Origin of the sequence: Aquimarina sp. AU119, from assembly GCF_900312735.1 — a bacterium.
In the GTDB taxonomy this organism is placed as follows: Bacteria; Bacteroidota; Bacteroidia; order Flavobacteriales; family Flavobacteriaceae; genus Aquimarina; species Aquimarina algiphila.
The window spans coordinates 337,560-360,662 of sequence record NZ_OMPF01000001.1; the positions used below are offsets into that span (position 1 = coordinate 337,560).

The 23,103-nt window shown below is 32.4% G+C and carries 21 protein-coding genes and 1 riboswitch; of the genes, 3 read left to right on the forward strand and 18 right to left on the reverse strand.

Annotation, left to right across the window (positions count from 1 at the left end):
- Positions 1-13: 13 nt before the first annotated feature.
- The 11 genes from DK442_RS01375 to DK442_RS28040 all read right to left on the reverse strand — a co-directional run bounded on the left by DK442_RS01375 (position 14) and on the right by DK442_RS28040 (position 10,725).
- Positions 14-952 (reverse strand): sirohydrochlorin chelatase, encoded by a 939-nt coding sequence (locus DK442_RS01375; protein WP_109434049.1) that lies wholly within the window; start codon positions 950-952, stop codon positions 14-16.
- A gap of 71 nt (positions 953-1,023) precedes the next feature.
- Positions 1,024-1,746, reverse strand: a complete 723-nt coding sequence (gene cobA / locus DK442_RS01380; RefSeq protein ID WP_109434050.1) for a uroporphyrinogen-III C-methyltransferase — start codon at positions 1,744-1,746, stop codon at positions 1,024-1,026.
- A 2-nt stretch (positions 1,747-1,748) separates the two neighbouring features.
- Entirely contained in the window at positions 1,749-2,561 is an 813-nt protein-coding gene (locus DK442_RS01385) for an NAD(P)-binding domain-containing protein (RefSeq protein WP_109434051.1), read from the reverse strand.
- Complete coding sequence (locus DK442_RS01390) at positions 2,551-3,375, reverse strand: ferredoxin (RefSeq protein ID WP_109434052.1); 825 nt, start codon at positions 3,373-3,375, stop codon at positions 2,551-2,553. The genes DK442_RS01385 and DK442_RS01390 overlap by 11 nt, the downstream gene beginning before the upstream one ends.
- Before the next feature lie 2 nt (positions 3,376-3,377).
- The gene (locus DK442_RS01395) at positions 3,378-5,639 is read right to left on the reverse strand and encodes a TonB-dependent receptor (RefSeq protein ID WP_109434053.1); all 2,262 of its coding nucleotides are present in this window, start codon (positions 5,637-5,639) and stop codon (positions 3,378-3,380) included.
- Positions 5,640-5,742: 103 nt separating this feature from the next.
- A riboswitch (cobalamin riboswitch) is annotated at positions 5,743-5,933 on the reverse strand.
- Positions 5,934-5,945: 12 nt separating this feature from the next.
- Positions 5,946-6,470: an AAA family ATPase gene (locus DK442_RS01400; protein WP_109434054.1), complete on the reverse strand. Its 525-nt coding sequence runs from the start codon at positions 6,468-6,470 to the stop codon at positions 5,946-5,948.
- Positions 6,467-7,396 carry an adenosylcobinamide-phosphate synthase CbiB gene (gene cbiB / locus DK442_RS01405; RefSeq protein ID WP_109434055.1) on the reverse strand — a complete coding sequence of 310 codons (930 nt, stop codon included), beginning with the start codon at positions 7,394-7,396 and terminating at the stop codon, positions 6,467-6,469. The genes DK442_RS01400 and cbiB overlap by 4 nt, the downstream gene beginning before the upstream one ends.
- Complete coding sequence (locus DK442_RS01410) at positions 7,381-8,400, reverse strand: histidinol-phosphate transaminase (RefSeq protein WP_109434056.1); 1,020 nt, start codon at positions 8,398-8,400, stop codon at positions 7,381-7,383. The genes cbiB and DK442_RS01410 overlap by 16 nt, the downstream gene beginning before the upstream one ends.
- The gene (locus DK442_RS01415; protein WP_109434057.1) at positions 8,397-9,866 is read right to left on the reverse strand and encodes a cobyric acid synthase; all 1,470 of its coding nucleotides are present in this window, start codon (positions 9,864-9,866) and stop codon (positions 8,397-8,399) included. The genes DK442_RS01410 and DK442_RS01415 overlap by 4 nt, the downstream gene beginning before the upstream one ends.
- A gap of 87 nt (positions 9,867-9,953) precedes the next feature.
- Positions 9,954-10,451 carry a DinB family protein gene (locus tag DK442_RS01420; protein WP_109434058.1) on the reverse strand — a complete coding sequence of 166 codons (498 nt, stop codon included), beginning with the start codon at positions 10,449-10,451 and terminating at the stop codon, positions 9,954-9,956.
- 106 nt (positions 10,452-10,557) lie between these two features.
- A complete protein-coding gene (locus DK442_RS28040; protein WP_160114007.1) occupies positions 10,558-10,725 on the reverse strand; it encodes a hypothetical protein in 168 nt (55 codons plus the stop codon).
- Positions 10,726-11,079: 354 nt separating this feature from the next.
- Here DK442_RS28040 and DK442_RS01425 point away from each other — a divergent pair, with 354 nt between their 5' ends.
- Positions 11,080-12,957 (forward strand): sulfatase, encoded by a 1,878-nt coding sequence (locus tag DK442_RS01425; RefSeq protein ID WP_109434059.1) that lies wholly within the window; start codon positions 11,080-11,082, stop codon positions 12,955-12,957.
- 106 nt (positions 12,958-13,063) lie between these two features.
- Here the strand turns inward: DK442_RS01425 and DK442_RS01430 are convergent, their stop codons facing one another.
- The 4 genes from DK442_RS01430 to DK442_RS01445 form a co-directional block, all read right to left on the reverse strand.
- Entirely contained in the window at positions 13,064-13,936 is an 873-nt protein-coding gene (locus DK442_RS01430; protein WP_109434060.1) for a sulfurtransferase, read from the reverse strand.
- 34 nt (positions 13,937-13,970) lie between these two features.
- Positions 13,971-14,390 carry a RidA family protein gene (locus DK442_RS01435; RefSeq protein ID WP_109434061.1) on the reverse strand — a complete coding sequence of 140 codons (420 nt, stop codon included), beginning with the start codon at positions 14,388-14,390 and terminating at the stop codon, positions 13,971-13,973.
- A gap of 276 nt (positions 14,391-14,666) precedes the next feature.
- Positions 14,667-15,548, reverse strand: coding sequence for an AraC family transcriptional regulator (locus tag DK442_RS01440; protein WP_235010883.1), 882 nt, complete (start codon positions 15,546-15,548; stop codon positions 14,667-14,669).
- 77 nt (positions 15,549-15,625) lie between these two features.
- On the reverse strand, positions 15,626-16,378 hold the full coding sequence (locus DK442_RS01445; RefSeq protein ID WP_109434062.1) for an SDR family oxidoreductase: 753 nt from the start codon (positions 16,376-16,378) through the stop codon (positions 15,626-15,628).
- 481 nt (positions 16,379-16,859) lie between these two features.
- Between DK442_RS01445 and DK442_RS01450 the strand changes: the two genes are divergently transcribed.
- Positions 16,860-18,401 carry a polyamine aminopropyltransferase gene (locus DK442_RS01450; RefSeq protein WP_109434063.1) on the forward strand — a complete coding sequence of 514 codons (1,542 nt, stop codon included), beginning with the start codon at positions 16,860-16,862 and terminating at the stop codon, positions 18,399-18,401.
- Positions 18,402-18,410: 9 nt separating this feature from the next.
- Positions 18,411-19,928: an FAD/NAD(P)-binding protein gene (locus DK442_RS01455; RefSeq protein ID WP_109434064.1), complete on the forward strand. Its 1,518-nt coding sequence runs from the start codon at positions 18,411-18,413 to the stop codon at positions 19,926-19,928.
- On the opposite strand, the gene DK442_RS01460 is transcribed toward DK442_RS01455, so the two are convergent.
- The 3 genes from DK442_RS01460 to DK442_RS01470 are packed head-to-tail and all read right to left on the reverse strand — an operon-like array spanning position 19,925 to position 23,094.
- Positions 19,925-21,463 carry a polyamine aminopropyltransferase gene (locus tag DK442_RS01460; protein ID WP_109434065.1) on the reverse strand — a complete coding sequence of 513 codons (1,539 nt, stop codon included), beginning with the start codon at positions 21,461-21,463 and terminating at the stop codon, positions 19,925-19,927. The two genes, DK442_RS01455 and DK442_RS01460, sit on opposite strands and share 4 nt — an antisense overlap.
- Before the next feature lie 23 nt (positions 21,464-21,486).
- The gene (locus tag DK442_RS01465) at positions 21,487-22,356 is read right to left on the reverse strand and encodes a DUF350 domain-containing protein (RefSeq protein WP_109434066.1); all 870 of its coding nucleotides are present in this window, start codon (positions 22,354-22,356) and stop codon (positions 21,487-21,489) included.
- Between the two features lie 33 nt (positions 22,357-22,389).
- Positions 22,390-23,094, reverse strand: a complete 705-nt coding sequence (locus DK442_RS01470; protein WP_160114008.1) for a hypothetical protein — start codon at positions 23,092-23,094, stop codon at positions 22,390-22,392.
- Positions 23,095-23,103 lie beyond the last annotated feature (9 nt).

Sequence of the window (23,103 nt, forward strand, 5' to 3'; positions counted from 1 at the left end):
CAAATTTTATGACTCAAATCCCCAATACCTTTTTAATTTTACTACCCAAAGAGCTTTTAACCTCACCTGGTTTTTCGTCTTCCTCAAAAAGAATTCCTTTTACATTAAGATGATGCCCCACTTGTTCTTTGCCATAATCTTGTTCGAACCCTACTACTTGTTTTCGGTATTTGCAGAGTTGACAATTCATAAAGGCTGTTCCTGTTTTGGCTTCTTCCAACCGCTCATCAAAAGCCTTCATCAATAATTCATCAGTACCAAAAGGAGCAGTATACACATATTCTTGATCGGAGGCTTCATTCATATCGGTCACATGACCATAAATACGCTCTAACAAAACTCCGGTAAAAAAGAAAAAAGGAATGACAATCGTACGTTTAAAACCTAGCTTTTCGATCATTTGCAGAGATTCATCAACCTTTGGATATGCAGTACCACTATATGCTGTGGTAGCAAACCCAAATCCCATTCCTTCCCACAGCATACTGGTTAGTTTACATACATCGCTATTTGCATCTGGGTCAGTTGTACCTCTACCAACAACAACCAAACAGGTTTCTTTTCTATCCATTGGAATTAATGTGGCTTCAGTTTCCTGAATTCGCTTTACAGCAAGATCCAGTAAAAATGAATTCACACCTATATGTTTCCCCATGGTAATGGTTAAATCTTCATGATATCCTTGTATAGTATTGAGTTCATAAGGAATATCATTTTTTGCATGGGATCCTGCAAATAAAATAACCGGGAGCGCATATATTTTTCGAATTCCATTAAGATACATACGTTCTACGGCGGCTTCATAGGTAGGATGATTAAATTCTAAAAAACCATAATCAACTTCATAATCATTTTGATAACGATCTTTTAAAATCGTTACTAATTTTTTAAATGAAGTAATGGCAGCTTTTCTTCGGCTACCATGTCCGCAAAGTAATATACCCTCTTTCATACACTTGATTAAAATAAATATTCAACAACATCGAAAATGGATTCCAGCCTACCCTGGAATAACAAACTTACTTATAAAATTGGATTTGCTCCAATAATTAAAACAACAGGCATTTGCAATGCGCTATTTTTAATTTGTTCTTCTATACTGCCCAAAGTCCCTGTGATTATTTCCTGATGAACGCGGGATACATTAGATGCCGCATTTACAGGAATTGTATCATCTTTACATACCTCTAACAGTTTAGGGATAATTCTATGTAAGCTTTTTAGTCCCATATATATAGAAATTGTATTTCCAGCTTTGAGCATATGCGCTATTCCTGTGAGTTGCTCAAAAGAATAATCTGCGGTATGCGCTGTGCAAATAAGCATAGCATTAGACTTATTCCTTTCTGTAATTGGGATATTAAAAATATTAGCAGCTGCTAATGCTGCAGAAATACCAGGAATAACTTGAAAAGGAATTTTTTTTGATGTAAGATATCTTGCTTCTTCAGCTGCTCTGCCATAAACATAAGGATCTCCTGATTTAAGACGAACTACTTTTTTACCTAAAAGATAATTTGCTTCTAATAACTCATTTATTTTTTGTTGACGTTCTATTTGATCAGAAGTATCTCCAAATTTATGTCCTACATATATTTTTTCTCCATCTGTATTTATAGTCATGATTGTGTCAGAAACCAAATTATCATGAAGAATAACATTTGCTTCTTCTATAAGTCGATGTGCTTTTACAGTTAATAAATCCGGATCTCCAGGACCGGCGCCAACAATAGATACAGGGTACATTTCTAAATTAATTTTAATGGATCAGGATGTATATATGTATACTCCAGTAGTTTTTTACTCTTCGTATTAGAGATAATTTTATACGCGATGTTTTTTTGTTTGACAAAAGTTGGAGGGGTAAGTTTAATTTTATTTGCCGCCAAGGTATAAAAATCTTTGCGCAATGGATGATGGTCTGCACAACCATTAATAATTTCTCCCCAAGCATCTTTTTCTATCACAGCATTAATAAGTCCGATACAATCATCTCTATGAATAACATTGATGGGAGCATCTCCATTTTGAACCTCCTTCTTATTCGCAAGGAATCGCCCAGGTAAACGATCATATCCAATAAGACCACATAATCGAATAATTGTTAATCTTTCTCTTAATTCTTTTTGTAATAGCTGTTCTACAATAGCAACCGCTCTTCCTGATTCTTTTTCAGGTTGAATTTCTATAGTCTCAGTAACCTCATCATTTGTATTCTGATATACAGAAGTAGAGCTAACAAAAATAACTTTCTGGGTTGATGAAATGTATGGAAGTATACTTTGTATCTGTTGTTGGTATATTTCTATGATATTGGGAATACGTTTAGGTGGGAAATTGATAATAACTACTTCACTATCTAAAAGAAAATCCTTATACATTTCTTCAGAGGCTTCACTTAACTTCAGTAAAAATGCTGTAATTCCTTGTGCTTGAAATTCTGAAATTTTACTTGCGGTTGTTGTAGAACCTTTTACAGTACTCCCTTTTGAAATTAAATCAAGAGCAAGTGGTAATCCTAACCATCCACAACCTAATATGCTTATATTTTTAGGAATCATCTTCTACTATTCTAATGTGATCTGGTGACATTGACAAATATATTTTCAGGATATGCTCCCAAGTTTTATTGTCTTCTTCTTTTATCCACATGGTCACCAAATGTTTTCCTTTTTTGTTTTTAAGACGTAATGCCTTGGTAAAGATAGCCTTTTTTTTCAGCCAGATCACTTCTGCAACGCTTACTTTGCGATCCGCTATCTCTTCAGGAATATCTTTAGGAATGCCGGCAATAGCTAATGTTAATTTTAATTGTTCTCCTGTTATTTTTACTTCGTATTTATCACTATAATCTACTTGATGAGGTTGATCAATATTCAACATAGAGTCTTCTCCAACTTGTACAGCTATTGGCCTGGGAGTTTGAAAGAAATATTGAAATAATGGATATAAATGTTGGTCTGAAGCAAATGCTCTTGCTATTAAGATCTCACCATGTATCTCTTCAGTTTTACATTTAAAAACGGGAGGGGATACTGTTTTTTCATTTTCTGTTAATAATACAGACCATCCTTCCTGATACAATAGATATTCTTCTGTTGGTTGATTCTCCTGGGTATGAGATTTCATAATAGCTACTGCTTTCTCAGGAGTTAAGTTTTTATACCAAAAATTACCAGGTTGTACTATCCAGGTAGGTGCATCTTCACATCTACCGTTACACCTGGTTTTTATGGTGTGTGTATTATCCCACAACCCTTCATTACGAAGATATGCTCTTGCTTCTCGCACTGCTATTTCGCTCTTAGCTTTTTGACAAGAACCTCCATCACAAAATTGAAAGGTAGTTGTTACTTTTGGTATGTTTTTTCCCATGATTAGAAGAAATATGTTAGACTTAATTTAGCTAAAAAAGGATTCCCCGGCGTAAAATGAAAATCATCAACCGGAGCAGGTTCGTTTTGAAGTTGCGAAGAATCATAAAACAATGCTTCTATCCACTCCTGGTCAAATATATTTTCTACCGATAATCCAATCTCATAAGAGGGTTGAGTATAATTAATCACTGCATCCATCAAAAAATATTCATCTGCAATTACAGATTCATCTTCTATCAGCGGTCGCTCTCCAAGAAACCTATACCTAAGAGATCCTTTAATCCCGTTTTTAAGTTTTAAAGTAGCACCACCTGTTGAAGTGAACCTAGGAGCAGAAGGTATTTTATTGGCATCTTCAGGTTCATCTAGCAAAGTACCATAACTATAATTTAGATCAGTATCTATCCAAAAAAATGATAATGGTTGATAACGAAAGGAGGCTTCGCCTCCAACTCTTTCTGATCGTCCTTTGTTTTCGAATTCAAAGCCATCATCTGGAACAAATACGAATTCGGCATCACTTTTAAGATACCAAGCAGAAATATTCGCTATAAATCGATTTCCGATCTTAAATTCTGTTCCAAGATCATACCCTACAGCTTTAGGCAAAGGGTGTATTGACTTTTGATTTACCGCTGCCTGAGAGTAATTTGAATGAAAACCAGAACTTGCCTTTGCATATAATTGCATTTTTTCGGTAAGGTCATAGAAAAGACTTATCTTAGGGCTAAATCTAAAAGCATCTGTTTTACCTTTAGTCCGTTCTGGAACTAGTTCCTCCAAGTCAAAAGTAAAATAATCGACTCTCAAACCTGCTAGAATCGAAAATTTATTAGTCAATTTTAATTGCTCTTTTATATATACACTATAATTGGTCTCTTTAATTTTGAATGTGTTGACTGTTTCTAAAGTCTCCCTTCGAATACTATTGTTTAATCCAATCCTATTGTTATTGTATAACACACTTAATCCAAAATCTGTTTTACTCCCCAGGTTTCCGATTTTGGTATTCCAAGAAAGTTCCCCATTATAACCAAACATATCACGATCTTCAAATTGATGTATCATATCCCCAAAAATTGGATCATTTTGGAAAAATGTAAAATTAGAGTAGAGGTTATATAGATTCGATAAGTAATATATTTGATTTTTAAAGGATACCTTATCTGATAAAAGTGACTCTAATTGAAAGTTTATATGGATACGTTCAGTATCTCCACCTTCAGTATCATCTATGGCACCAAATCGATCAATACTCCCTGATTGAATAGCTCTTAAAGGGATTTGTCCAGAAGCATTCCAATTACTATGAAAGGTAGATATAGAAGTAGTTAATGTATTTTGATCATTTATATCTAAAGTATATTTAGACAAAGTATTTAATCGTCTTAGGTTTTGTGGACTATCAAAAAAACTTTTGTTGTATGTTCCTTCTATGGCTATGTAAGCATTTTCATAATTTTTGGATAAAAAATTCTTTTTGTCCAACAGTGTAACCATTCCCAATGCTCGAACAAAATCGTACTGCCCATATTCAAGTTTAATCGAATTTTTATTAAGTCTTCTTTTTGTAGTATATGAAGCTGCTCCAGAAACTGCAAAATTCCCTATAGATGTCTCATGAGGACCTTTATAATAGTTTGCATCTTCTACTGTTTCAGGAATAAGGAAGTGTAAATCTGCATATCCCTGTCCATGAGCATGCGAACTTAAATTAACAGGTATATCGTCAACAAATACGGCAAAATCAGTACCGTGATCATTATCAAAACCCCGTAAAAAAATTTGTTCGGCTTTACCACCTCCTGCATGTTGAGCAATAAACAAACCCGGAACTGCTTTTAATAAATCCTGAGCACTGTTAATAGGCCTCAGTTTTAATGATATTTTGGATACTTGATTTACTCCAATCTCTTTCTTTTTATCAGATTGAATAACTATTTCTGATAATTCTGTAATAGAATGGGGAAGACCAATATTTAAAGTTTGCTCTTTTTCTTTTAAATTAATTTTTTTGGTAATTGTGCTATATCCAATGGCAGAAAATTGAATATTGTGTTGACCTTTTGGTAAGGTTATTTGATATCGTCCATCTAAATCGCTATTGACTGTATTATTGTATTCTGCAATTTGAATAGAAACGTCTGGAATATTAGAACCAGTATTGGCATCTTTTATAATTCCTTTTAAAATAGTGTTGGATTGTGAAAAGCCGGAAAGCCCCATAAATGCCAATACGCCACTAAACATAATTTTTTTCATTAAAAAGTTAAGTTAAGTGGGAAAAGTTATAGAAATAAAAAGAATCCTTCTATAATCTTAAAGAACGATCCTTAGTTATATCTAACTCTTTACCCGAGAGTTATTATTAAAATGATATTATGGCAGGTCTCCTGACTTTACACGATTACAATCACCTTCCCATAGGGTTACTACAGTGGTATACCGATCATAATTTTTTAAGTATGTATTACAGTTGCGGGAACAGTTTTGGATTTTCACCAAATTCCCTTTTCATCTTTTATCTCTAAAAGAACCATAAATCGACAGCGAAGATACTTTTTTTGTTTAAATAATTGATCTTATAAAATCAACACGTTTTGTTAAAGTTGTTTTTGGTAATATTTCTATATTAAAGTGTAATTCTTCATAGATTTCTAAAAGATGTTTATGGATTTGTATTGATTCTTCTCTAGATTGAGGACGTTGAGGATCATTAATATAAATTTCTCCCCAAGGTGGTGCCAGAAATACAGTACTAGCGTAATATGTTGTATAAGGAAAATCTAACAGATATTGTGGAGTGGAACAGAGTTTTGTTTTTAAATAAGCAATAGTATCAGGTAATCCCCGATCTACAAAAGTAGTTTGATTAACAGGGTTTTGTAACTCTTTTATTGTCTGTTGATATACTAAATCTACAAAACCAGAAAGATCTCCCCAAGGGGTTTTATTTTTTCCTATTTGTTGTTGTTCTTTGATTATTTTCCTTGATATTTCTTCATAACACAAATATCCATTTTTTTGTAGCTCATTAATTAAACTTGTCTTTCCTGTACCAGGAGCTCCAGTTATGATATATCTTCTGTTCATGGTAAGAAAAAATATATGCTACAAATTATTGCAACAAAAACAAAAGTCACTTTTTGGTTAATTTCTGCTACAGCTTTTATCTCATGATCTTCTATCATTCTATCATTTGTTCCTATATAAGGTTTATTTACCAGTTTTTTATGATAATAGTTTGGTCCTCCAAATTTACAATCCAGAATTGCTGCCAATGCGGCTTCTGGATATCCCGCATTTGGACTTGCATGTTGTTTCCCGTATTTAAGCACAAAAGAAATCTTATGAAGTTTAGCAGTTACCACTAGCATTAAAATTGCAGTGATTCTAGCCGGTAGATAGTTAACAACATCATCCAACTTAGCCGCAAATTTTCCAAAATTGATATAGCGTTCACTTTTATATCCAATCATAGAATCTAATGTATTAATCATTTTATACCCCATAGCCCCAGAAATTCCAAACAACGCATAATAAAAAAGTGGTGCAATAACACCATCGCTAAGGTTTTCTGACATCGTTTCAAAAACGGCTGTTTTTATTTGTTGTTCATTTAACTGATCTGTCTCTCGTCCTACTATCCAGGATAATCGTTTTCGACCTTGATTTACCCCTTGTTTTAAGGCTTTAAAAACTGCTTTTCCTTCATCGATCAAACTCTTATTTGCCAGAGCAAAAAACACAAATACGGAGGTAAAAATATAATACCCTATCGGAAAAAGTTGCAACAATTTTTGAGCCGTATAAAAAAATAGTAATACAATACTTACTAATAATAATGTAAGTAACATTCCTTTGACAAAAATAAAGGAGCCTGTATTCATTTTTTTTTCTCCGATCGCAATAGTGTTTCCAAATAACCGTATTGGATGCGGAAGCCATCTTGGATCTCCAAGTATTAAATCAAGCACGTATCCAATGATTAAAGGAACTATTATTAATGTATACTCCATTCTTTCAAAGCATTAATCAGTAGTTCATTCTTTTTAGAATCTTGACTTGCAATTCGAATATAATGCTTATCCAAACCTCTAAAATTTGAAGCATCTCTTATTAATAATTGATGAGTATATGCTAAATAATCTTTCAATTTTGAAGCATCTGGTGTTTTTAGTTGTACTAAAAAATAATTTGTTTCTGAAGGTATAACCGTAAAATGATTTAGGGAGTCAATTTGTTTTTGCAAGGTTTTACTATATGTTAGGAGTATCTCCATATTTGGGTATATTGTATCGTAATTATCAAAGATATATTTACCAGCTTCTATCGCCATTGCATTAACACTCCATGGCATTTTAGAGTGTTGAAGTCTATTTTTTGTTTCTGGATTACATACGATATACCCTAATCTTAACCCCGGTATAGAGAACAATTTGGTCAACGATTTTACGATAATAAGATTATCAAATTCTTCTAATAAAGGAATGCAAGAAGTAATCTGAACAGTAAAATCTATATATGCTTCATCGATTACAAATATTGTATCAGGATATTTGATTAATAATGCTCGTATTTCTAAAATTGTAGTACTAAAACCATCTGGATTATTCGGATTACAAGCAAACACTAAATCGTCTTCAAAATTTGTGTGCTGTAGATCTACTCGTTTATAATAACGAAGATGCATTTTGTTCCTTGCACAGGCATCTTCATATTCAGAGAATGTGGGAACGCCTATTGCTGCTTTCTTATCATAAAATAAAGTAGCAATTAAATAGAACGCTTCTGTTGCTCCATTCGTAATTAATATGTTATCCGGTTTCAACTGATGATGTGATGCTATTTTCTCTGCCAATTCATCTGCATTAGGAGTTGGATAATTTGCTATAGCGGGCAGATGTTCTCTAAGATGAGATAAGAGTTTCTCAGAAGTTCTTTCATACCAAACATTAGAACTAAAATTAGCTTTAAAATCTGTTGCATATCGATATCCATCATCGCCGTGTCCGTAGATCATGATGTTAACTGCATTTCTAAGATTATAGCTTCTATGTTTATGTGCTTTTCTAATAAATTAGCGAGCTTATCATAATTCTCTTCTTTGTATGCTTTGTAATCAAAATTTGTTTCTAATTTTTCTGAAGAGAAATTTCTCAATATATCTTCTATCACAACAGCATTATCCAAAATACCATGAATATAAGTACCCCAACAATTTTTCTGTCGATATCCTTCAGTCTGTCCTCCTATTTGATTTAAAGGTGCTGTATGTTCAAAAGTAGTTTCTCCCATATGAATCTCATATCCTGTACATATTTCTGGATATTCTTTGAACTTGAAACTACATTGTGTAGTCGTTTTTTCTGCAGTCAATTCTGTTATAATGGGTATAATCCCAAGCCCTGGAAGCGTATTTACATCACTTTCTACTCCTAAAGGATCATCTATACGATTTCCTAACATCTGATACCCTCCGCAAATACCGATAATTATTTTTTGGGATTCATGAGCTTTCAAAATCACTTCTGCAATTCCCTTTTCTCTAAGAAATAAAAGATCCTGAATAGTATTTTTACTTCCCGGAAGTATAATAACATCTGCTTCGGCAATACTTTTAGGATCATTAGAATAAAATAAATGCGTTCTTGGATCTTTTTCTAACACATTAAAATCAGTATAGTTAGAGATATAAGGAAGTAATACGATTGCTATATTAATACTTCCACCAGTAGCAGTGTTCTTCTTTTTTTGTAACCCCACAGAATCTTCTTCTTCAATATAAATATCTTGTGCATAAGGCACAATTCCTAACACAGGAATTCCGGTAAGTTTTTCCAGCATATTTTTTCCTTCTTCAAATAAAGAAATATCACCTCTAAACTTATTAATGATAATTCCTTTTATCAATTTCTTTTCCCAAGGTTCTAGCAAAGCTATAGATCCATATACACTTGCAAAAACACCTCCTCTATCAATATCTGCTATCAAGTATACATCTGCATTTGCGGCTTGTGCCATCCTCATATTGACAATATCCCGATGTTTTAAATTGAGTTCACTAATACTTCCAGCCCCTTCTAAAACAATTGGGCTATATCTTTCTTGCAATCGAAAAAATGCAGTCTTAGCCTCTTCAAACAAATGTGTTTTATTATTTCCTAAAAAATAGTCCTTTATGGTTTGATCACCAATAGGTTTGCCATGTAATACTACCTGAGATTTATTTGCGCCAGAAGGTTTTAACAGGATAGGGTTCATGTCTGTAGAACAATCAATATTACAAGCTTCGGCTTGCACTGCTTGCGCTCTTCCGATCTCCAGTCCATCTGGAGTTACAAAGCTATTAAGCGACATATTTTGTGCTTTGAAAGGAGCTGGAGTATAACCTCTTTGTTTTAAGAGTCTACAGATACCCGTAACCAACATACTTTTTCCAACATCAGAGCCCGTGCCCACGAACATAATAGGGCGTGATTTTTTCATGCTTATTTACTCGGTGAATTGATCCCAAAATTAGGTAAATAATTTGATTTTTGTGGTCTAAGCAGAATACCTTTATATTTAAAGTAATTATATCTGGCATCTTTTCATAATCCATTTTATTTGCCCTAGATGACTAATTTCATCATCTACAAAATGTTTTATCATATAGTAATTATTTAGGATCGGTATATGTTGATTACGAGTAAAGACCCAATTGTCATCATAGTTTTTAAGGTTTTCCAAAGTATGTTGTCTCACTTCATATAACTCTGATAAATAATATTCTAAATCATTGCTATGAATTTTTCGTGTATTCATATATTCTGGGGCTGCATCTTTATGTCTTTCTTCTTCTTGAGCATTGATTAATCTATCATAAAAAAGAGGTTTTTGATAATAGAATTCTGAGCCAGCAATATGAAATAACAACATCCCAATGCTATTACTCTTATCATCTACATAAAAGTCTAATTCTTTGGGTGTTAAATTTTTCACTATTCGCAAAGTAACATCTCTGGTATGGTTCATCTGGGAAACTAGCATTCCAATATGAATGTCGTATTCTTTACTCGGTAAAAGTATCATGATACTATGTATTTTAAAACAAAATGACTACTGAAGGGCAAAATAAAAGAGATCGACTCAATGGCTATAAGACGATCTCTTTTGTTATCGATATTTATACCATATTCTATTTAACATGATCAGTACAACTCCTATAATCTGTTTGACAATCATCACAAGTACCATAATCATTTGTACAAAATAATGCTGCTCTACCACCATTAATAGTGCTACTTTCTAATTTTGAAATCTGAATTTTTTTAAGACTCAAACCGATCTTTTTTTTATTTTTCATCTTATTTCTAATTTAATTACCTCTTACTCTATTACACAGGATTTTCAGAAAACTCCTCATTATTAAACTTTAATATATACTCTTCTTTATTCTATGATTTTTTCAGATTCTACTTCTTATTTAACATAAATATATAGACAAAGAAAACAGGTATCATACAGAAATACTTATTCCATACTTCCTGATATTTATTTGTTTACGATGAGTCAATATTTGTTCTAGAGTTATCTTTTATTTTTAAAAACCTAGAAGTAAAAAGATCAAAAACATTTATATTGAGCTCATTATCAAATCTAAAAAAGGTCAATCTCCTATTCTATATTTCTTACATTAGCTACTACAATCAATTTTCACATGATAAAATACATTCAAGAGCTATCTATAATTTCAATTCTAACTATTATTTTGTTAGCTCCTGCTTCTTCATGTAGTCAGGATAAAAACAGGATTGAAAAACCAAACATCGTTTGGATAACTTCAGAGGATAATTCAAAACATTATCTAAAGATGTTTGATGATAATGGAATTTCGACTCCTAATATTGAATCGCTTGCAGAGCATGGTATAGTTTTTCATCGGGCATTTTCAAACGCCCCAGTTTGTAGCGTTGCTCGTTCTGCGATAATTTCGGGGATTTATGGCCCAAAAATAGCTGCTCAATATCATAGAAAAATAGCAACAGTTCCTATGCCTGATTCAATATTGATGTTTCCAGCTTATTTACGTGAAGCAGGGTATTACACTACCAATAATAGTAAAGAAGATTATAATATAATTAAAGGAGATAGTGTATGGGATGAGTCCTCTAGAAAAGCATCATGGAGGAATCGATCAGAAGGGCAGCCCTTTTTTCATGTCTTTAATATTCATAATACCCATGAAGGAGAGTTACATTTTACAAAGAAGGAAATGGAATCGAATCCTACTAAAACAGACGAGAATTCCTTCAAAATACAACCTAATCATCCTGATACTAAAACTTTTAGATATTCAAACGCTCTTTATCGCGATAAGATTCAAGAGATGGATGCTAAAGTAGGTGAGGTAATTAACGAACTTAAAAAAGATGATTTACTTGAAAACACATTTATATTTTATTTTGGAGATCATGGAGGAATTTTACCCGGAAGTAAAGGGTATCTATATGAAACAGGACTACATGTACCTCTTGTAATTCATGTTCCTAAAAAATACGAACACTTAGGGAATGTTAAAAAAAGAAGTGTGATTAAAGGGATGGTAAGCTTTGTTGACTTAGCTCCAACTGTATTGAATTTAGCAGGAGCTCAGATTCCGGAGGGATTAGATGGAAAAGCATTTTTGGGAGAGAATATTGACCTTGAGGAAGTCGACACTAGAGATGAAACATTTAGTTATGCCGATCGATTTGATGAAAAATATGATCAGATACGTGCCATTCGTAAAGGAAAATTTAAATATATCAGAAACTATCAGCCTTTTAATTATGATGGTATTATGAATAATTATAGATACAAACAATTAGCTTATCAAGAATGGCAATCTTTATATGAAGAAGGCAAATTAAATGACATACAATCTGCTTTCTTCAAAGATCGTGAGCCAGAAATGCTTTTTGACGTAGAATCTGATCCATTCGAAACTAAAAATCTTATTGATGATCCAAAATATCATGATATTTCTAATGATATGCGTCAACGATTAAACAAATGGGTAAAACAAATGCCTGACTTGTCTTTTTTTCCAGAACATTTTTTAATCGAAAATGCTATTGATAACCCAGTCGAATATGGGAGATTACATATCGATCAAATCCATAAATATATAGATATTTCGAACTTATGCTTATCAAAATTTAAAAATGTAAAACAACAGGTCATTACCTGCTTAACTTCTGAGGACCCTTGGGAAAGATACTGGGGATTAATTACATGTAGCAACTTTAGAGAAGATGCTAAATCTTTGGAGTCTATAATACAAGCTATTGCTCATAATGATCCAGAAAATTTAAATCGTGTTCGGGCTGCTGAATATTTGGGTATAACAAAGCATGAAGATCCTTCAGCTATTATGACTACTGCATTATACAATTCTAAAAAACCTGCAGAGGCACTATTAATATTGAATTCGATTGTATTGATGCAATCCAATAAGTACAACTATAAATTTGAATTACAACTTAACAATATTTCAGCAAATCTTATAAAGAACAGAGATATTAAAAGCAGACTAGAATTCTTAAATATTTTATAGTCTTAATTTTTATCTATCCAAAATCTGATGTTTGCGCTAAGGTATCTGTTGTATAGGACATAATTAATAATATTATGAGGGTTATTCTTTTCATTTTATATATGGCTTAAAAGGATTGTTCTACAGGACGATTTGGATCTAGTTTCCATATAGAGAACGACCCATCAAACAAACTGGATTGAATACCTAAACTAGCCAAAGCCAACATTGCAACAGTTCCAGAATAACCTGCTCCACAAGAAGATATGATTTTTTGAGTACGCCAGTTTGGTACAGTGTCATCAAATAATGTAATAATTGCCTCTTTTTCTAGAAAAAGTCCGGTTTTTTTATCCACAATTACATTATAAGGAACACTGTTTGCACAAGGAATATGACCCGTTCTAGAGTCTTCTGGTTTGCCATTATACCCCACTATACCGCGACCATCTAAAACACAAGCATTGTGTTTTTTGATCAAAAAATCTTCCAGAGGTATTCTCAAATGCTCTTGACACATGGGTTCAAATGTACCTATTGAGATTTCAGGAATTTCTTGAGAGATTGGTAAATCTTGTGATTGCCAATATTTGAGTCCTCCATTAAGAACACGCACATTATCAAAGCCCCAATATTGCATAGCCCACCAAATTCTGCCGGCAAACATATGGTAATCATCATCATAAAGTATTACCGTATCTTCTTTATTAATCCCCAAATTCTTAAAGGATTGTTTCACTTCTTCGAATGATGCTACTTGTGCCAAATTTGGCGCTATATCTTGCTCTATAAATTCTTTTCTCCAATCCAGAAAAGTTGAGGTAGGAATATGCCCTTCTTTATAGTCATTATATAGTGATCTGGGATTGTCTCCCCAAGTGCCTCTAACATCAAAAACTTTGACATTAGCTGTACCCAAGATATCATTGAGTTCTTTAGCAGATATAAGAGGGGATAAAAAATTACCTTCTTTAACTGTATTTGATTTTTTTTGTGTCATAGTATTATACGTTTATCAATAGTCAAAACATTTACTATTGTGGTTTATATACCTCTACTTCAATTTCGATCATAAGTTCTGGCATTGCTAATTCTTTAACACCCAGCCAAGTTGATTTTGGGTAGCGATTTTCTTTATATAACGATTTTCGATACTCTAGATTTTCTAAAAATAGAGACATGTTTGTAGTGTAAATGTTTTCTACAATAACATCATCAAAAGTACAACCATAATGCGTTAGCATTTTCTCAATATCTGCATAACAATTTTTCATTTGTTGTGTATAATCCCCAACAGCAGTTGGTTTTCCTTCTTCATCCATACTTACTGCTCCCGAAGCTTTAATAAGGTTTCCTATTTTTACAGCGAATGAGTATCCAAAACCATTTTCGGTTTTTTGTGATCTGCACTGATAATATTCTGGTTGGTCTATTGTTGCTATTTTCTGTGTCATTTTTCTATTTTTTTAAGGTTTTTAAAAATTAAATTTCAAAGATGAAGGTCATACAAAAATATATCGGTTGTACATTTTAAAGAATGGGTAAAAGAATACTTGTCTGGTACAATTAGGTTTTATTGATTCTTCTAATATCATTTACCTCCTGTGGTTATTACCTCAAATTCTTTTTATCAAAAAACATAGATAACCCAATGAATGTCAAACTATTTTTGTTGGATCACATGCCATTTTTTTTGTATTGTCGTACTTCTTAGTCTAATTAGCTATGCTCTATATACTTTTGTTACCTGAAGTATTTATTTCTCGAAATTCGGTTGGTGTCTTTCCTGTAAATTTTTTAAACAATCTGCTAAAATATGTAGGGTACTCAAACCCTAAACTATACCCTATCTCTGAAATAGGTTTATTTGTAGATTTTAAATCTTTTTTAGCAATTGATATTGTCTTTTCATGAATGATTTCAATGGTAGTTTTTCCTGTATGATATTTTATTAAATCACTAAAATAATTAGGTGACAAATTCAGGTTTTCAGCAAAATAATTTACTGAAGGAAGTTGATTTGGATTATCTAAGTAATACGTATTCAACAGTTTTTTAAATTCTACCACTAATTTATTATGTAATGGTTGCCTGCTATTAAATTGCCTATGATAACATTTTTGTACATAGGTAAAAAACAGATTACAATAGGCCATTAATAAATCCATCGAATAATCATCTTTTAGATATTCATCGTTTATTTGCTCAAACAATGTTTCTACTCTCATTTGTTCCTCTTCTGTAAGGAAAAGTGCTTCTGAAATTTGATACTTAAAAAAGTTAAAATCAATATTAAATTCTTGAAGCAATATGGGAGAAATCATGATATGATAACCACTCCATTGATTTTTAGATTTCCATTCAATACGCTGGTTTGGACTTAAAAAATATAAGAAACCAGAATTCTCATCATATTCTGTATTTCCGTACCAACGCAAATCACTCATGTTACGTTTAAATGCAATCATATAATAGTCAAAAGTAATCCCAGCAGACTCTAATTTTAAATCATCATAGTCATCATATTTAACCACATCTATGAGGTCTTTTTTAGGACTCTTTAGATTAAGATACCGGTTAAAATCTTTTATACTATTAAAATGTGGGATCATAAAACGAAATAAAATGAACCATAAATCTAGTAAAATAAATGTTGCCAGATTTATGGTAAATTAACTATATGAAATTATTAAAAATCTTGCACTGTAGGACGAAGTACTATTTCATTAATATCAACATCGGCAGGTTGTTCTATTGCATATGCAATTGCTCTGGCTACTGATTCTGAAGGAATGGCTATACCATAAAATGCATTAAGGTTATCAACACTTTCTTTATGTGAGCTCCCATGTTTTAATTCAGAATCAACAGCTCCAGGTTCAATCGTAGTGGTCCTTATAGCTCCTCCTACCTCATGCCGTAACCCTTCGCTAATAGCTCTTACGGCAAATTTTGTTCCGCTATATACTGTTCCTCCTGGGCTAAATACTTTAATTCCTGCAACCGATGCAATGTTAATGAAATGCCCTGAGTTTTGCCTTTGAAATACAGGTAATGCGGCTGCAATTCCATAAAGTACTCCTTTAATATTAATATCAATCATTCTATCCCATTCTTCAACTTTTACCTCACTCATTGGAGCAATAGACATTAGACCTGCATTATTCACTAAAACATCAATTTTACCAAAAGTATCCATGGCTTTATTAATTAAATTCTGTACTTCATCATTTTTGGTAACATCGGTTTTTAAATAAACAGCTTCACCTTTTTCTTCGGCATTTATTTCTTCTGAAATCGTTTTTAATGAAGCTTCTCTACGAGCTCCTAATACAACATTAGCACCTAAAGCAGCAAGGTGACGTGCTGTAGACTCTCCTAACCCACTACTAGCACCTGTTATGACAACAACTTTGTCTTTTATATTTTTAGATAATTCCATATCAATATCTTTTAAATTGATTACAAAAGTAGATTCAGAATCTAAAAAAAGACTAAAACATAAAAAGGAAGTACTGAAACAAATTACTCACTATAAATCTAGGATATAATTTAGTTCTAACGTTAGTTTGATTAGCTAATGATCATGCTACGTCTTTTAATAATCAGATTATTTACTGTCAAATGAATTTAAAGTCAAAATGTATGATCGAAATTATTACTGCCTCAATTTTGAATACATTGTTTTTTCGGACGCTCACTACCCTAAGGAAATACGGTAATTTTTTCTAACGAAAAACCAACGTAAAGATATCTAACCTATACTTATTCACTAAACATTATAATGTTATCTCACAATGTCATTTTTGCACTCTTATGTATGAAATAAGTTAATTACAATCCTATTCTCTCTTTTCATTTTTTTCTATGTAATTTTGGAAAGATTACACGAATACCATTGTAAACCTATTAATGTATAACACTTGTCACAAAAAAAATCTAGAATTCTCAAACTTGCTCTATTTGCTACAGGACTTTCTGGAATCGTAGCAGAGTACATTTTATCTACTCTAGCCACTTATTTTCTTGGGGATTCTGTTTTTCAATGGACGATGATACTCTCGATTATGTTGTTTTCTATGGGAGTAGGAAGTCGGTTAAGTACATTTTTTACAACAAAAATTTTAGAAAAATTTTTGATCGCTGAGTTTTTATTATCACTGCTTACATCTACAGCTGCACTCACTACGTATTTCTTGATGGGAATTACAGAAAATATTGGAGTAGTCATCTATAGTTTTAGTATTGCTATTGGACTATTAATCGGTATGGAAATTCCGTTAGTAACTCGTATTAATGAGGACAATGAAGAGTTGAGAACTAATATTGCTGGTGTTATGGAAAATGATTACTATGGTAGTCTCATTGGTGGTTTATTTTTTGTTTTTGTCGGTTTACCTTTTTTGGGTTTAACTCATACTCCTTTTATTCTTGGTGGGATTAATTTTTTGGTAGCTATTGCTCTTTTTATACGACTCAAAAAATATATAGACATATCTTATCGCATACCTTTTACTATTACCATTCCTGTCATATTATGTACCATTCTATTTTTAAGTTATAATGCAGACGAGATTGTATTGTATGGAGAACAAAAAAGATACAATGACAAAGTAGTGTTCTCTAAGCAAACACGTTATCAAAAAATCACCATTACGCAATGGAAAGAACATTATTGGTTGTACCTAAACTCAAGTAAACAACTCTGTACTTTTGATGAGTTTCTATACCACGAACCACTAGTGCATCCTGTTATGAAACTAACCAAGGATCCTCGTAATGTACTGATTCTTGGAGCTGGTGATGGCTGCGCAATAAGAGAAGTATTAAAATATAAGGATGTAGAACAAATTACATTGGTAGATATTGATCCTGAAATGACAAAAATCGGAAAATCAAATGAAATCTTCACCACGATGAATGATAGTGCATACTATGATCCAAAAGTAAAAGTAGTGAATCAAGATGCGTTTCAATTTTTGGAAAATACTACTGCATTCTATGACGTGATGATTCTGGATTTTCCTGATCCTAAAAGTATTGATTTAAACAGAGTATATACTAAAGAGTTTTATCGACTTTGTCATCGCAGGCTTAGACCTTTTGGACATATAATTACACAGGCAGTTAGCCCTTATTATACTACAAAAGCTTTTCGATCGATCGAAAAAACAATAAGTGCTTCGGGTTTTACAGCATTTCCTATTCGCAATCATGTATATTCTTTTGGAGAATGGGGTTGGGTGATCGGATCTAAACAAGAAAGCAAAGGTGAACTCAAAGAACGTCTTTTGGATATGAATTTTGAGGATATAGAAGTAGAATGGATTACCAATGAATCTATGAATTTAATGACTTCCTTTGGTAGAGATTTAATCAAAATAGACAGTGTAGAGATAAATACAATACGTAATCCTGTGCTCTATAAATATTATTTAGATGGTACATGGGCCAAATTTTTATAACACACATCGATGGATAGACGTCAATTTTTATACCTTAGCGGGGGATTAATAACCATTACGGCTTGTAAAAAATGGAACAGAGAAGCTATATCTAAACCTAATTTCCCTATTCATATTGATTCTAATAGCGCTACAGGACATCTTGTTAAATCTGCAATTCAACTGCCTATAAATTCTACTTTGACCACAGAAACACTTATTGTAGGTGGAGGAATCTCTGGACTCGCTGCGGCCTGCTCGTTACCATCAAATGATTTCTTAGTTTGTGAGTTAAATTCAAATTTGGGAGGCACTTCTAGCGCTTTATCTATTAATAATGTATTGTATTCGCAAGGCGCACATTATGAACACACCTATTTACATAATTATGGACAGGAAGGATTAAAATTACTAGAGAAATTAAATATAATACGATTCAATTCACATACCAATTTGTGGGATTTTATCGACAGACAATACCTTATTGATTCTGATCAAGAAGAAGCTTGTTATATGCACGGGGAAATGAAAACTTCTGTATTACTAAACTCTGATTTACGTAAAAACTTCTTTTCTTTATTACAAGACTTAAAAGGAAAATTTCTCTTACCAAGTACTTTGATTTCTTCAGAATTTTATGACCTTGATCGTATTACATTCTACGATTATCTAAATAAATACTTACCTATTGACAGTTCGTTTATTAATGCTATAGATTATCAGATGCTGGATGATTATGGAGGTACTTCTAAACAAGTTTCGGCTTTAGCTGGGATTCATTATTATACATGTCGACCATATTACACCAATAAGAATATCAAGGTATTCTCACCAACACAAGGAAACTACTATTTTATAGAAAAAATGGCGAATCAACTTCCTTCTGATAATATACAATGTGATCATTTAGTTTTTGGAATGAAAAAAGAAATCAATAAATGGCATGTTGACATATTAGACACCAAGAATATGATTAGAAAAAGGGTAGTTGCTAATACTGTGATTTATGGAGGGCAAAAACATGCCCTAAAATACATTCATCCCAAATCTCATCTTCAATTTAAGGATGTTTCTTATACACCTTGGGTAATTATTAATGTGGTACTTAATGAGACAATTACACTACCTAATAGTAAATGGCAAAATGATTTTATCTCTACAGACACTACCTTTTTAGGCTTTACTGATTCCAAAATTCAGAATCAAAAACAGGAGCGTGTACTTACGGCATATTACTGTTTTCCTGACATGCATCATTATAGCGTCCAAAATATCGAAACTTCTTATGATACTATAGTATATGAAACAATACAAAAGATGTCTACCTATTACAAAAAAGACATCATCATTGCTGTAAAAGAAGTATACGTCAAGCTGTTAGGACATGCTATGCCACTTCCTAAACCTGGATATTTAACTAAATCCAGAACCCTATTAACAGATGGTCTTGCCTTTGCAGGATCAGATACTGGACGTTTGCCTCTTTTATTTGATGCTATGGATTCTGGGATACAGGCTGCAAAAATGGTTAATACTGCTTTTATCTAATACATATCCCAATTACCATCTAAATAATATTTATAAAGCATTGGTGAATTAATTGTATTAATTTCGATCTTGGTTGTATCTATGAGGGGTTTACCAAAAGAAGTGATTAAATCTATCGATTCTTTATTTAGCCATTTATTATTAAGTCTTTCATAAGAGGTTTGTTTTAATCTCTTTATCATTTGTTCTTTGGTATATTTTTTACTCCCTAAGATCCAACCCCACTCTCCCAAAGTCAATACCTGATTATGCATTTGCAAGTTTGTAAATCCTGCAGCTTTCATAGTTTTATCAATGCAGTAAAATGCTTTTGTTGCATAATATGGACTACCTGCCTGCGTAATTATATGACCATTTTGTCGTAGTGCATGATGTATCAGATGATAAAACTCTAAGGAATAAAGCTTATTAATTTCAATGGTTTTTGCATCTGGTAAATCAACCAGAATAATGTCGTAAAAATCTTCGTTTTTTTCTAAAAAAGTAAACCCATCCCCATTAACAATGGTTACTTTAGGATCACTTAATGCTGATTCATTATATTTCACAATCCCTTCAAATTCTTTACCCAAGCGTGTCATGGCTGGATCTAAATCCACTAATGTGATGGTTTGGACATCTTCATATTTTAATAGTTCTTTTACATTAAAACCATCTCCTCCTCCTATTATCAAGATATTTTTATGCTCTGGAGTAAGCGCCATAATAGGATGTACCATCGGTTCATGGTATAGAAACTCATCAAAAGTGCTTAATTGTTGATTTCCATTAATGTACAACCAATAATGTTCTTTCCATTGTGTAACAGTAATGTGTTGATATTTAGACTGTTCCTGATAGACTATCTTATCTTTATATCTAGATTGCTCACTATATAAAACTATGTCTTCTGACTTTATAAACCCTATACTTAGTAAAGAAACCAATGCTAGTATACTGGTAATTATCCATTTTTTTTCTTTGAATAATGTGTTTCGATAGTTAAGAAATAAGAGTATGGCTACTACAAAATTAAGAGCTCCAAAAACAAATGCGGTGTTCGTAATTCCCAATTCTGGCAAACCCCAAAATGCAAATAACAAGCCTCCAATAAGGCTTCCAATATAATCCCAGGACATAATATTGGAAATATTTTTATTTAAAGGTTCATAAGTTTCATTTAATCGCGTTGCTAAAGGAATTTCGAACCCTATACAAAAACCTACTAACAATGCTAGCCCATAGATAATAATATGTATAAACTCTGTTTTGGAAGCTATTGCATATACTAATAGTGGTGAAAAACTGATTAAAATTGATAATAAAAATTCTATCCCAAGAAACGTGAGCAATATCTTTTTGGTTATTAGCCGACTCATTCGACTACCGATTCCCATGGCAAATAGCATTATGGATAATACAACAGTCCATTGCACTATTACATTTCCTATAAAATAAGAAGCTAATGTGGACAATATAAATTCTGAAGTCAATCCAGAAATTCCAGTCGCAAAAATGGCAATCTTAAGCCAAAAACCCTTATTTATTTTAACCATCGGAATATTAAAAAGTGAAGCTTTTATGAAAAGCTTAAACAGATAAGTATCGATCCACCGATATATGAAAAGGCTTCGATAACGGCAGCTCCATTATTAGGTTTTTTTTGATTTATAATCTCATCAGTAAGTCTTCTTTTGGGTAATAATATTTTATCGGTTAAAAATCTTGCCAGAGGCAGTAATAACAGACCTATACCGGTTTCAAGTAAGAAATTTTCACCAACTATAATCCAACTATCTGCTTCCATCTGCGCTCCAAAACGTATGAGATTAGCAACAGCTATTATGGCTCCAGAAAACCCTATCCCCACAGCTACATTGTCATTTTTGATATGTTCATGAATATCATATGGTGTTATCTTATTATATACCAGACTTACTAGTGCTAACACAAATTGTGAAATACCCCACATTATTAAAATTTCGATAAAACTATCTTGATTTTCGGTAATAACCCCATAAATCACTAAGCTATTAGCAATGCATATAGCAGCTTCTAAGACACCTACTCCTATATTCTGATCTTCTATAATTTCTTTCTTAATTGAAAACTTTCTTAATATCAGTTTATCAGAAATCAAAATAGATATATTGAGTAAAACAATAGATAATAAGCCATAGATTCCAACTTCAATAAGATCATCTATGATATGGCCAATCCCATCACCAGAATAAACTGCAGATATTACAATAACCAACCCTATATAATAGCCAACATTAGCGAATGAAAATGCCAGATTATCTTTTTCTACTAATTCTTGATCAATATTAACACTCTTATGTAAGAGTTGATATACTTTTTTACCAACTAAAAACAAGGCAAAACTTACAAATAAATAGATTAATGCCGTAACCAAATTATCTATAGTTTCTAAAAAATTAAACTGCATATCTTCTTGAATTAATAACTTGTTATAAAAAGATTATTTACCAAAACCTGTACTTCTAGATCTACTCCCTGATCTATTCCTCGAGGAGGACCAACCTGATTTGGAAGCTCTGCGCCTGAAAAAATTAGGTTTTTCTTTTCTAGTTTGTTGAGAATTTGTCCCATAGAGTTGGCCATTCCCTTTTTTAGGGCCATAATAATTTCTTTTTCCATAATACCCTCCACCACGATACGTATCATAGTCTTGTCGATATACAGGTCTATTAATCATGCCGAACATTTGATTCATAAACATGTATCGCCCATAGAATCCCCAAAAAGTAATACCATTATGTGTTCTCCATTCACCATATCTATCATCACCTACATATCGATATCCAGGAGGAGACGCGGCTTTAGAAATCTTCCCCTGACCTTGTTTTTCTAAAATAACCATTCCTAAATTATCTTCATGTTTGGTAAAGAATTTTTCGTCTACTTCAACCCAATCAGAAACCTCTTCAAACGGCATATCATCTTCTTTATGCTTAATTACTCTATATTTATGCATATACGTATTAAAAAAAGTACCTTCAACATCCATATCCTCTAAAATTACAGAGAACTCTTCTTCACTACTATTTTCTACGATATAATTATCTAATGGTGTTTTTTTAAAATTCTTTGTGCTACAACCTGCTATAAAATTCAATATAAAGAATCCTAATACTGTTACTTTTACAAAATTTGATGTGCTCATTCTTTTAAT